This is a genomic window from Alkalihalobacillus sp. CinArs1 (genome assembly GCF_947387515.1).
Classification (GTDB): Bacteria; Bacillota; Bacilli; order Bacillales; family Guptibacillaceae; genus Guptibacillus.
The window spans coordinates 22,148-34,592 of the sequence record NZ_CANDOB010000011.1 but is presented as its reverse complement, the minus strand read 5'-3'; the positions used below and the strand labels follow the sequence as shown (position 1 = coordinate 34,592).

The following is a 12,445-nucleotide window of genomic DNA, read 5'->3' as shown; positions in this document are numbered from 1 at the left end:
TCTAGCTTAAAAACAATGTTTGTTTCCGTAGAAACAATTTCTTGCATGGCGTTTCGTTCAGTTTTCAAAGATCGATTTGTTTCTTTCATTTGCGCCGTGTTTATCGGCGACTTAAATAATATATCATGGTAAGCATGATCCCGTCAATAACTTTCGTTAAGTTTTTTTAATTCATTTTGAAAGGTTTGAAATGGGCCTCTCAAAGCGACGGAATTACATCTTATCATGCGTGTTGATCTGACGCAAGGGGGTAAAACAAAAAAATAAGAAGAAGGTTTCCCCTCTTCTTATCTATTCGTTACGCTTCGCTATCGTCGGACGAATCATCGTTCTCTTCAATAGCTGTAGGAGCATCTTCTTCATTTACTTCTTCTATCGTTTCAACGACAGAATCAGACTCTAACGATTCTTCTAGATCTTCGCCTTCAATACCCTCTTCATTGATTTCAACCTTAGCAACTGTCGCAACAGAGTCGCCTTCAGATACGCGAATCAGTTTTACACCCTGCGTATTACGGCCAGTCTGAGAAATATCTTTAACGTCGATCCTAATCACGACTCCGCTCTCTGTGATGATCATACATTCCTCATCAAGCGTTACGGTTTTTAATGATGTTAGAACACCGTTTCGGTCTGTAAGGTTGCACGTCTTAATTCCTTTACCGCCTCTAGTTTGAACACGGTATTCTTCTATCGGAGTTCGTTTTCCATATCCTTTGTCAGTTACGATTAGGACATCCTGGTCTTCATCTAGCGTCCCTACTCCAACGACTTTATCGTCTTCTTGGAGTGTGATCCCTTTTACGCCAGTTGCAGTTCGTCCCATCGATCGAACATCGGTCTCATGGAAACGGATCGCCATCCCCTGTTTTGTTCCGATGATAAGCTCTTTTGAACCATTTGTTAGACGGACGCCCATCAACTCATCGTCTTCTTTAAAGTTGATTGCGATCAAGCCGCCTTTACGAATGTTTCCAAACGCTGATAAAGGAGAACGTTTTACAACACCTTGCTTCGTAACAAAGAAGACGTACCAATCATCAACGAATTCTTCGACAGGGATGATTGCCGTAATGTACTCATCCTTTTCAATTTGAAGCAAGTTAATAATAGGGATTCCTTTAGCTGTTCTACTGAGCTCTGGAACTTCATAACCTTTCAGCCTGTACACTTTCCCTTTATTCGTAAAGAAGAGAATCGTGTTATGGGTCAACGTGGTGAAAAGGTGCTCAACGAAATCACCATCATTCGTGCCCATCCCCTGTACGCCTCGACCGCCGCGCTTTTGACTACGGTACGTGTCGATCGGAAGACGTTTAATGTAACCGTTGTGCGTTAGCGTAATAACGATATTTTGTTTCGGAATAAGGTCTTCATCTTCAATCATATCAAATCCAACCGTAATTTCTGTACGGCGAGGATCTGCGAATTTCTCTTTTACTTCCAAGAGCTCTTCACGGATGATTTCTAGAACCTTCTCATTGTCAGCAAGGATTGCTTTTAGTTCAGCAATTCTCGCCATCAACTCTTTATATTCATTCTCAATCTTATCTCGCTCTAGTCCTGTTAGACGCTGTAGACGCATATCTAGGATAGCCTGAGCTTGATCGTGACTGAGTGAGAACTTCGTCATCAATCCTTCTCTTGCAATATCTGTTGTTTCAGAAGCTCTAATGAGTGCGATAACTTCATCTAGATGATCAAGAGCGATCCGTAATCCTTCAAGAATATGTGCTCTTGCCTCAGCTTTATTCAGTTCAAACTGAGTTCTTCTTCTAATTACAACCTTTTGATGTTCCAGATAGTGCTCGAGACATTCTTTTAGAGTCAATACTTTTGGCTGTCCATCTACTAGGGCGAGTGTGTTGATGCCGAAGCTAGTTTGCAGTGCCGTTTGTTTATATAAGTTGTTTAATAGAACGTTCGCATTGGTGTCTTTACGTACTTCGATCACGACTCGCATACCGTTACGGTCAGATTCATCTCGAAGATCGGTGATTCCCTCTATCTTCTTGTCACGTACCAGTTCAGCGATTTTCTCAACTAAGCGAGCTTTGTTCACTTGATAAGGGAGCTCATTTACGATGATGCTCTTCTTACCACTTGCGTTTTCTTCAATCTCAGCTTTCGCACGCTGAATGATAGAGCCTCTTCCGGTAGTGTATGCTTTACGGATTCCTTCACGACCTAATATTTCCGCTGCAGTTGGAAAGTCTGGTCCTGGGATAAATTCCATAAGTTCAGGAATCGTCATCTCTGGATTTTTACTGAGTTCGAGAATGCCGTCCACCACTTCACCTAAGTTATGCGGTGGGATATTTGTTGCCATACCTACAGCGATACCTGATGCACCGTTCACAAGAAGGTTCGGAAATCTCGCAGGAAGAACGATGGGTTCTTTTTCAGAACCATCATAGTTATCTTGGTAATCGATCGTATCTTTATTGATGTCTCGTACCATTTCCATAGAGATCTTAGACATTCTAGCTTCTGTGTAACGCATTGCAGCTGCTGCATCTCCATCGATGGATCCGAAGTTACCATGTCCGTCTATCAACATGTTTCGATAGCTAAAGTCTTGCGCCATTCGAACCATCGTATCGTAAACGGCAGAGTCACCGTGCGGGTGGTACTTACCGATAACTTCACCTACGATACGTGCTGACTTCTTATACGCTTTATCAGATGTCATTCCAAGGTCGTTCATCGCATACAGGATACGACGGTGTACCGGTTTTAGGCCATCACGTACATCAGGTAGAGCGCGGCTAACGATAACGCTCATCGCATAATCCATGAAGGAGGTGCGCATTTCCTGACTAATATTTATTTCTTTTACTCTCGATCTTTCCATATCAGACATACGGAAAACCTCCAATTGTACTCTTGTTCATCTTTTCTATTGCTCTTTTGTTAGAAACTTTGAAAACCATCATTTTCATAGTTACAAGAAGAAAAAGGGGAGTGGATCCCCTTTACTTCTGTTACTTATACATCAAGGTTTTTAACGTAATGAGCATTATCTTGAATAAAGTTTCTTCTTGGTTCTACCTTGTCACCCATCAGCATGTTGAAGACTTCGTCTGCTTCGATCGCATCCTGCATATTCACTTGCAGTACCGTACGAGATTCTGGATCCATCGTTGTTTCCCAAAGTTGTGTAGGGTTCATCTCACCTAGACCTTTGTAACGCTGAATACCAGGCTTAGGGCTCTGTGGAATATCAGCTAAGATAGCGTCTCGTTCACGTTCATTGTATGCATACGTAATCTTCTTACCTTGCGTAATTTTGTAAAGTGGTGGCTGCGCGATATAGATATAGCCATTTTCGATCAGTGGACGCATGTAACGGTATAGGAACGTTAGTAACAGTGTACGAATATGCGCTCCGTCAACGTCTGCATCAGTCATGATGATCACTTTATGATAACGAGCTTTTGAAAGATCAAAGTCTTCACCGATTCCAGTTCCTAGTGCAGTGATGATCGCACGAACTTCATTGTTAGACAAGATTTTATCTAGTCTCGCTTTTTCAACGTTAATAATTTTACCTCGCAGCGGTAAGATCGCCTGGAAGTGGCGGTCACGCCCCTGTTTTGCAGATCCTCCTGCAGAGTCACCCTCTACAACGTAAAGTTCAGAAATAGAAGCATCCTTCGACGAACAGTCCGCTAGCTTACCAGGTAACGAGCTGACTTCGAGTGCGCCTTTTCTTCTCGTGAGTTCACGAGCTTTCTTTGCAGCTGCACGGGCTCTAGAAGCCATCAATCCTTTTTCAACAATCTGCTTTCCGACAAGAGGGTTTTCGAATAAGAATGTAGAAAACTTTTCTGCGAAAACAGATTCAGTAATCGTTCTTGCTTCTGCGTTCCCAAGCTTTGTTTTCGTTTGCCCTTCGAACTGTGGATCCGGGTGTTTGATCGAGATGATCGCAGTCAAACCTTCACGTACGTCATCACCCGTCAAGTTAGGATCATTTTCTCTGAACAAACTGTTCTTTCGTGCGTAATCATTGATCACTCTCGTTAAAGCGGTCTTAAAACCGTATTCGTGCGTTCCGCCTTCGTGAGTGTTGATATTGTTTGCGAACGAATAGATGTTACTTGAGAAGCCATCGTTATACTGAACAGCTATCTCAACAGAAATACCCTCACGTTCACCTTCAACAAAGATCGGCTCTTCATGAAGCGCCTCACGTGTACGGTTCAAATGTTCTACGTAGGATTTAATACCACCTTCGTAGTGGTATTCAAAGCGACGCACTTCTTCTGGTCGCTTATCCTGTGAATTGATCTGAATTCCACGGTTTAAGAATGCAAGTTCTCTTAAACGATGTGAAAGAATATCAAAATCGTATTCGATCGTTTCAGTGAAAATCTCCTCATCTGGGATGAAGTGAATCGTCGTTCCTGTTCTGTCACTCTCACCGACGACTTTTAAATCTTCATCAGGAATTCCTCTTGTATAGCTCTGATAGTAGACCTTGCCATCCCGCTCTACAGTGATTTCAAGTTTTGAAGATAGTGCGTTTACAACTGATGCACCTACTCCGTGCAGTCCACCAGAAACTTTGTATCCGCCGCCGCCGAATTTACCGCCTGCATGCAGCACGGTCATGATGACTTCAACCGCAGGTCTGCCCATCTTCTCATGAATCCCAACTGGAATTCCTCGCCCGTTATCTTGGACCGTAATGCTATTGTCTTTCTCTACACTTACAGTAATTTCCGAACAGTAGCCCGCAAGTGCTTCATCAATACTATTATCAACAATTTCCCAGACAAGATGATGCAGTCCGCGTCCACTGGTAGATCCGATGTACATACCAGGACGTTTTCGAACAGCCTCTAGCCCTTCGAGAACTTGAATCTGGGTTTCATCGTATGTTTGTTTATTAGATTGCTGTTCTAATGTCATATCGATCACCTACATTTCTCTATCAAAGATAGACTCTGATCCAGTTTGTTAACTGGCTTTATGATGATTCTCCTCGAATCGTTGTTTCTACACTGTCTGATACGGTGTATGCTCTTCTTTTTAACGTTAGTGAAGATAAGGGGGATAAAAACACCATATCCGTCGTAATGACGATTGATTTCGTTAAATCGCCACCTATGTCTTCTACAAGCTTATCCTTTGAATGCCTATGAAGGAATTCAGTCGTAATTTCAGCTTCCTCCATTGCGTGCCAATCGAAAATCCCAACAACATCTCTAGATTGCACGACGACATCTTCGCCTAAGTGTATAAACACCTCTTCACCTCATTTCACTTTATCGATCAGCCCGTCATGTACATGAAAGGTCGTTGCTTTCTCTAGCGTTTCATGGTTGATTCCTTCTACACTAGTCGTTGTAACAAACGTCTGTACCTTACCTTGAATTGTATTTAAAAGATGAGACTGCCTGTAATCGTCTAATTCTGACAGGACATCATCTAAAAGAAGCAAAGGGTATTCACCAACTTCACTATGGATCAATTCAATTTCGGCGAGCTTAAGCGATAAAGCAGTTGTTCGCTGCTGCCCCTGTGAGCCATAGGTCTGAACGTCTTTCCCATTGACAAAAAACGACAAATCATCCCTATGCGGACCTACGAGCGTGACACCGCGATCCACTTCTCTTTCTTTTATCTTATCAAACTTTTCTTTATATCCATCTACTATTTTCGACAAATCAGCAGGTTCTGATACCTCAATAGTAGGATTATACTTGATTTCTAACTTTTCTAGCCCTCTACTGATTCCATAGTGAATGGGTTCTGCCCATTTTTGGAGGAGTCGAACGAATTTAACTCTTCGTTCATAAATATTCGCAGCTGATTCGATTAATTGATCGGTAAGAATCTCCAACATCACGTAATCTGGATTTTTTTGATAGCGAAGATCTTTCAACAGGCTGTTTCTCTGTTGAAGTAATTTAAGGTACCGACCAAGGTAATAAAGGTAGACAGGTTGTACCTGACCAAGCTCAATATCAATGAAACGCCGACGAACACCTGGATTTCCTTTTACAAGGTTTAAATCTTCAGGTGCAAACATAACCACATTTAATGCGCCTATATAGTTACTAAGCTTTTGCTGTTCCAATTGATTTAGTTTCGCTTTTTTACCTTTATGGGAAATGACCAGCTGGAGGGATAGGGGACCGTTTCTTTTTTCTATTCTGCCTTCTATTTTAGCATACTCCTCATCCCAATTGATTAATTCTTTATCTCTTGGTGTTCGATGAGACCGCGCCATCGCGAGTACATAAATTGCTTCCATGATGTTTGTTTTTCCTTGAGCATTCTCTCCCAGAAAAACATTTACATTATTCTCAAATGCAAGCTCTTGCTTACCGTAGTTACGGTAGTTCGTAACTGTTAACGTGTTTAGATGCAACGGGATACCCCCATTCAGCTAGTTACAACAAACTCTCCTACTCCAGGAATCATAACTTTGTCTTGATCATAGAGTTTTTTACCTCGACGATCTTCTAATTCTCCGTTCACATATACTTCATACTCTGATAAAAACCATTTGGCCATACCACCAGTATCGATAACCCCGGTTTCTTGAAGAAGTTGTCCGAGAGTAATATGTTCTTTAAGTAATTTTACTTGTTCCATACCATTCACCTCAATTGTCCTTTTGAATATCTTTTTCATATTCAGTTTCAAGGATGCCAATAGTTTATTATACCTCTTTTTCACTAAAAACGCATGAGAAAAAGGCGAAAAAATTATTAAGACTACAAAAACAAGCTGCCAGGATCACGTCCTTGGCAGCTTGTTGATAGCTGTATTTAAAAGATCAATACGTTCTCACCGGGAGAATCAGCTGCATGATTGCTGCGCCTTCGATCGGTTTGATCAAGAAAGGACGCATCGCTCCAGTGAAGCTGATGTTTACTTCGTTAGAGTCCATCGCTCTTAAAGCATCCATCATGTATTTCGCACTAAATGAAATCTTTAATTCTTCACCGTCATATGAGTGAGCTTGTACTTGCTCGATAACTTTACCGATTTCAGGTGAGTTAGATGAAATTTCAAGCGATGACTCTTCAAGACTCGCAAGTTTCACGACGTTATTTCGACCTTCTCGAGCTAACACAGACGCACGGTCGATCGCTTGAAGTAGTTCTTTCGCTGAAACCGTTACGTTTGTTTTACTATCGTTCGGAATCAAGCGGCTTGTATCTGGATAGTTACCGTCTAGAAGTCTTGAGAAGAACAATAGGTTGTTCGCTTTAAAGAGAATTTGGTTTTCAGCCACAGTGATGTCGACTAAATCTTCGTTGTCATCGATGATTTTTGAAAGCTCACTTAAACTTTTACCAGGAATTACAACGTTAGAAAACGCAACTTCACTGCTATTCGGTTCAACTTTAACAGATCGTAGAGCAAGTCTATGACTATCTGTTGCAGTACAGTTCAACTCGTCGTTTTCTAGCTCCCAGTTTACACCTGTTAACACCGGTCTAGTTTCAGATGTAGAAACAGCGAATACGGTTTGTCTAATAATATTCTTTAGTAGATCAGCTTGAATTTGAAACCCTTCTTGAGCTTCCACTTCTGGTAAACGCGGATATTCTTCCGGATCCAATCCATTCAGGTTAAATTCAGAAGAGCCAGAGCGAATTCTAGTCGTTAAACTATCGAACACTTCTATCTCTACTTGATCACCTGGTAGTTTCTTTACAATATCAGAGAAAAATCTTGCTTGAAGTACGATACTTCCCATCTTTGAGACTTCTACGATTTGTTTATCATTCTCTTCTGACGGTATAAAGCATTCGATTGAAATATCGGAGTCGCTTCCCGTTAATGTTACCCCTTCATCACTAGCAACAATTTTTATCCCTGTAAGAATAGGAATAGTCGTTCTTGAAGATACGGCTTTCATTACATCTGATACGTTCGATACAAGATGCTCTCTTTCAATCGTAAAACGCATAATTTACCTCCTAAATAAATGAACGTCATTCATATAATTATTATTTAAAAATGTCGTAGTCTTACTAGTAGGGGCTGTGAATGTGTGGATAAGTATACACAACCCCTTGATACGAAAGTTATCCACCTGTGGATAGTGTGTTAGTAACTCGTGCATTCTGTGCACACACTATTCAGTGGTATCCACAAAACGTAGATTATCCGTTCTTTAGCTGCTCAATAACATCTTGTAGTTTTTTCTGAAGTTCTTGGTCGGAATCGAGTAGCTTTGAAATCTTCTCGTGAGCATGGATAACAGTAGTGTGATCTCTCCCACCAAACTCTTCACCAATTTTCGGAAGTGAGAAATCAGTGAGCTCTCTAGATAGATACATCGCTATTTGACGAGGAAATGCGACTGATTTTGTTCTCTTTTTTGCAGCAAAATCCTCAAGCTTAACAGAAAAATGCTCCCCAATAACCGTCTGGATATCATGGATGGTGATGACTTTTGGCTGAGAAGAAGGAATGATGTTCTTCAATGCTTCCGCTGCAAGGTCTGCATTCATGTCCTGGTTGATCAGAGACGAATAAGCGACGACTCGAATCAATGCCCCTTCAAGCTCACGAATATTCGTATCAATTTGATTTGCGATATAGAGCATCACTTCATTAGGAATATCTAGTCCTTCAGCCTTCGCTTTTTTCCTCAAGATCGCAATTCGTGTTTCTAAATCAGGAGGCGTGATATCTGTGATCAATCCCCATTCAAAGCGAGAACGAAGACGATCTTCCAGCGTAGGAATTTCTTTCGGAGGTCGGTCACTTGATATGACGATCTGTTTACTTTCCTCATGAAGAGCGTTAAACGTATGGAAGAATTCCTCTTGCGTTTGTTCTTTTCCAGCAAGGAACTGAATATCATCGATTAGCAGGACATCGACATTTCGATATTTATTGCGAAAATTCACCGTTTTGTTGTCGCGAATCGAGTTAATGAACTCATTCGTAAACTTTTCGGACGATAGGTAAACTACTTTGGCATTCGGATTGTGATCAATTACATAGTGGCCGATCGCGTGCATCAAGTGTGTTTTCCCTAGTCCTACGCCACCATATATAAACAGTGGATTGTATGCTTTTGCTGGGGCTTCCGCTACTGCAAGAGATGCTGCGTGTGCAAAACGGTTTCCAGAACCAATAACAAACGTATCGAATGTATATTTGGAATTAAGCATGCTTTGTGGGTTTTCTTCTTGAGCAGGCTTTGCTTTAGGTTTTTTCTTCATCGCTTGTTCAATATCTAGATCATCATCAGAGTTCGTCTGAGGAATGATGAATTTTGCCCTAAGTTCACTACCAGTCAATTCAAGGAGTGTTTCCGTAATCAGACTTGAATATCTAGATTCTAGCCAATCCCTTGCGAACTCGTTGGGTGCTGTAATGATAATGGTGTCGCCTTCCATTCTGTTGGCGGAAGTTGACTTTAACCACGTTTCGAAGCTCGGTTTACTTAGTTTTTTTTCGATTTCCGCTAGCGCTTGTTGCCAGAGATCCGTGATGTTTTCCAACGAAGTCCCTCCTTTTGTTTGCAAAATAAAAACAGGCTGTCACCGCTGGCGTTAATCGCCTAATCTACCAACGTACAACCTTTGTATAACTACATGAATATAAAGTAATAAATATACCGTCCACAAAAATAACGTAAGTTATATAATATAGAAGAAAGTCGAATTATCGACTGTGTTCACAGGTTTGTGGACAGGCTCATAAACAACTCTGAATAACTGTCCACACAATTATCCACAAGCTGTGGATTTAATTATTGGCTGATCGTCTTGTCAACGAGTTAAAACACAAATATCATAACAAAAGAATCCCTGTATTGCAATGCTTTTCGATAAGTTATCCACAGAGAGCATATCTTGTGGATTTGAGATGTCCACAGCGCTAGATTTTGTGTAGAAGCTGTCGATAACATGTGTGAATAAGTGAAAAATGTCGAAATGAGTTATCCACACAGTTTTGGTGGGGGAATTTGTAGAATGAATTTCGAGGAGGAACGTTCCTGGTGTTTTTCTAAATGTTGTAGTTGATCACGATTAAAATACCAAAGAGTTTTTAATAGAACTTGACATTTAGACGCTCCCTTTCTTATAATAACTTAGACTGTCTTTATAACAGTTTATCCTCAGGGAGGTGTAATAGAATGAAAAGAACGTTTCAACCAAACACACGTAAACGTAAAAAAGTTCACGGTTTTCGTGCGCGTATGAGCTCAGCTAACGGACGTAAAGTTCTTGCTCGTCGTCGCCGTAAAGGTAGAAAAGTATTGTCTGCATAGACCACTGATCATCAGTGGTCTTTTTTCAAGATAAGGTTTATAATGTGCTTATCCAAGCAACACTGGGAGTGTGCGGATTGAATAGCAACTACCGGATTAAGAAGAATTCAGAGTTCCAGAGTGTCTTTAAAAAAGGAAACTCTACTGCAAATAGACAATTTGTAGTTTATGTAATGAAAAGAAACGATCAACCTCATTTTCGATTAGGTCTCTCGGTAAGCAAACGGATAGGGAATGCAGTTACTAGAAATAGAGTGAAGCGACTCATTCGTGAATCTTTTCACCAGCTTTCAGATCAAATTGACGTTCCTTACGATTTTGTCGTAATCGCTCGAAAGCCTGCATCGGAAATGAATTTAGAAGAAGTGAAAAGCAGCTTGATTCACGTGTTGAAACGGGCACGTGTATATAAAGGTGCAAAGCGGAATGGAAAAGGAAGGGGTACAAGATGAAACGTCTGGCTATGTTGCTGATTCGTGGATACCAGAAGTTTGTTTCACCCTTGACTCCTCCATCATGTCGATTTTACCCGTCTTGTTCCCAATACAGCTTGGAATCTTATCAAAAGCATGGGTTTCTAAGAGGTACGTGGTATACGGTTAGGAGAATATCGAAATGCCATCCGTTTCATCCTGGAGGATTTGATCCAGTTCCAGATAAAAAGAATTAAGGCATTGCTTTACTTACATAAGGTATCGTCATTGTCGAGTTTGATTGCAAGGAGGATGAAGCGTGAGGAAAAAAGTAACCCTCGCATTTCTATTGATTGGTCTCGTTGCGGTACTGGCCGGATGTAATATCAACGATCCAATCGATGCAAACAGTACTGGATTTTGGAGCGAATATGTCGTATATCCATTATCGATGTTATTAACATTTTTCGCAGATGCAACAGGTAATGAGAACTATGGTCTTTCCATTATCATCGTTACGATTTTGATTCGACTCGTTTTGCTTCCATTAATGATCAAGCAAACAAAGAGCTCAAGGGCTATGCAGGATCTGCAGCCTCAGATGAAAGAACTGCGAGAGAAATACAGCAGTAAAGACCAGAAGACACAACAGCAGCTTCAGCAGGAAATGATGCAGCTCTTCCAGAAGAATGGCGTTAATCCTCTAGCGGGTTGTCTTCCGATTCTTGTTCAAATGCCAATACTACTTGGTTTTTATCATGCGATCATGAGGACAGAAGCTATTGCGACGCATAACTTTTTATGGTTCAGCCTGGGAGATGCAGATATTACGCTTGCATTACTAGCTGGTTTAACAACGTTTATTCAACAAAAGATCATGATGGGAAGCAGTGGAGCAGTACAGCCTCAAATGAAAATGCTACTCTACGTTATGCCGATCATGATTATCGTATTCGCAATCAATTTTCCTTCAGCTCTAGCGCTTTACTGGGTAGTGGGAAATATCTTTATGATTGTTCAAACTTACTTTATTATGAGACCTACCACCAAAACCGCTAGTACGGATACGGAGGGAGCGAAGAAGTGAGAAGCGTTACGGTAACGGGGAAATCAGTTGAAGATGCGCTGCAAGACGCGTTGAATCAACTCGAAACTGTAGAGGAACAAGTTGATATTGAAGTGATCGATGAGCCTAAAAAAGGTTTCTTAGGATTTGGAGGAAAACCAGCACGTATCAAGGTTGTCGAAAAGCCTGACGTGCTTGAGCAAACAAAAGCTTTCTTAGAAAAAGTAATTAGTAATATGGGAGTCGAAGCCAGAATAGAAGGAGTAAAGAAAGATCGCGATCTATTTTTTACTTTATCTGGTGAGAAAATTGCTATACTAATTGGGAAACGCGGCCAAACTCTTAACTCGCTGCAATATTTGACAAACCTCGCCGCGAACCGATTTTCAGATCGTTTTGTTAGAGTCGTTCTCGACGCAGAGAACTATCGACAAAGACGAGAAGATACGCTGAAAAAGCTAGCAGATCGTCTCGCTGAAAAAGCGATCTATACGAAAAGGGAAGTGCAGTTAGAACCGATGCCGTCGCTTGAACGGAAGGTGATTCATCTTTATCTGAAAGATAAGAAGGGAATCACGACTCACTCTGATGGGAACGATCCGCATAGACGTGTGGTTATAGTTCCACGTAATAAGCAAATTTAAACCTTCGGGCTGTTGTCCGGAGGTTTTTTTTATGTGGATCTCTAGAGTCGTTAGAAAACGTGAA

12 protein-coding genes are annotated in these 12,445 nt (G+C 41.1%); 5 read left to right on the top strand and 7 right to left on the bottom strand.

All coding sequences use genetic code 11. The annotated features are described in order from the left end of the window. Positions 1–298 precede the first annotated feature (298 nt). From gyrA to dnaA, 7 genes are all read right to left on the bottom strand, one after another. Positions 299–2,863 carry a DNA gyrase subunit A gene (gene gyrA, locus PFZ69_RS20970; protein ID WP_270183038.1) on the bottom strand — a complete coding sequence of 855 codons (2,565 nt, stop codon included), beginning with the start codon at positions 2,861–2,863 and terminating at the stop codon, positions 299–301. Positions 2,864–2,988: 125 nt separating this feature from the next. Further along, positions 2,989–4,917: a DNA topoisomerase (ATP-hydrolyzing) subunit B gene (gyrB, locus tag PFZ69_RS20965; RefSeq protein WP_270183037.1), complete on the bottom strand. Its 1,929-nt coding sequence runs from the start codon at positions 4,915–4,917 to the stop codon at positions 2,989–2,991. 58 nt (positions 4,918–4,975) lie between these two features. Beyond that, complete coding sequence (remB, locus tag PFZ69_RS20960) at positions 4,976–5,254, bottom strand: extracellular matrix regulator RemB (protein WP_270183036.1); 279 nt, start codon at positions 5,252–5,254, stop codon at positions 4,976–4,978. A 9-nt stretch (positions 5,255–5,263) separates the two neighbouring features. After that, complete coding sequence (gene recF, locus PFZ69_RS20955) at positions 5,264–6,382, bottom strand: DNA replication/repair protein RecF (RefSeq protein ID WP_270183035.1); 1,119 nt, start codon at positions 6,380–6,382, stop codon at positions 5,264–5,266. Between the two features lie 14 nt (positions 6,383–6,396). After that, positions 6,397–6,609 (bottom strand): S4 domain-containing protein YaaA, encoded by a 213-nt coding sequence (yaaA, locus tag PFZ69_RS20950; RefSeq protein ID WP_270183034.1) that lies wholly within the window; start codon positions 6,607–6,609, stop codon positions 6,397–6,399. A gap of 184 nt (positions 6,610–6,793) precedes the next feature. After that, positions 6,794–7,936, bottom strand: coding sequence for a DNA polymerase III subunit beta (gene dnaN / locus PFZ69_RS20945; RefSeq protein ID WP_270183033.1), 1,143 nt, complete (start codon positions 7,934–7,936; stop codon positions 6,794–6,796). A 196-nt stretch (positions 7,937–8,132) separates the two neighbouring features. Continuing rightward, positions 8,133–9,485, bottom strand: coding sequence for a chromosomal replication initiator protein DnaA (dnaA, locus tag PFZ69_RS20940; RefSeq protein WP_270183032.1), 1,353 nt, complete (start codon positions 9,483–9,485; stop codon positions 8,133–8,135). A 638-nt stretch (positions 9,486–10,123) separates the two neighbouring features. Here dnaA and rpmH point away from each other — a divergent pair. The 5 genes from rpmH to jag all read left to right on the top strand — a co-directional run bounded on the left by rpmH (position 10,124) and on the right by jag (position 12,381). Beyond that, the gene (gene rpmH / locus PFZ69_RS20935; protein WP_048311109.1) at positions 10,124–10,258 is read left to right on the top strand and encodes a 50S ribosomal protein L34; all 135 of its coding nucleotides are present in this window, start codon (positions 10,124–10,126) and stop codon (positions 10,256–10,258) included. Between the two features lie 77 nt (positions 10,259–10,335). Further along, the gene (gene rnpA / locus PFZ69_RS20930; RefSeq protein ID WP_270183031.1) at positions 10,336–10,710 is read left to right on the top strand and encodes a ribonuclease P protein component; all 375 of its coding nucleotides are present in this window, start codon (positions 10,336–10,338) and stop codon (positions 10,708–10,710) included. Continuing rightward, a complete protein-coding gene (gene yidD, locus PFZ69_RS20925; protein ID WP_270183030.1) occupies positions 10,707–10,928 on the top strand; it encodes a membrane protein insertion efficiency factor YidD in 222 nt (73 codons plus the stop codon). Before rnpA ends, yidD begins: the two co-directional genes overlap by 4 nt. A 62-nt stretch (positions 10,929–10,990) precedes the next feature. Further along, the gene (gene spoIIIJ, locus PFZ69_RS20920) at positions 10,991–11,758 is read left to right on the top strand and encodes a YidC family membrane integrase SpoIIIJ (protein WP_270183029.1); all 768 of its coding nucleotides are present in this window, start codon (positions 10,991–10,993) and stop codon (positions 11,756–11,758) included. Continuing rightward, positions 11,755–12,381: an RNA-binding cell elongation regulator Jag/EloR gene (gene jag, locus PFZ69_RS20915; protein ID WP_270183028.1), complete on the top strand. Its 627-nt coding sequence runs from the start codon at positions 11,755–11,757 to the stop codon at positions 12,379–12,381. Before spoIIIJ ends, jag begins: the two co-directional genes overlap by 4 nt. Positions 12,382–12,445: the final 64 nt, after the last annotated feature.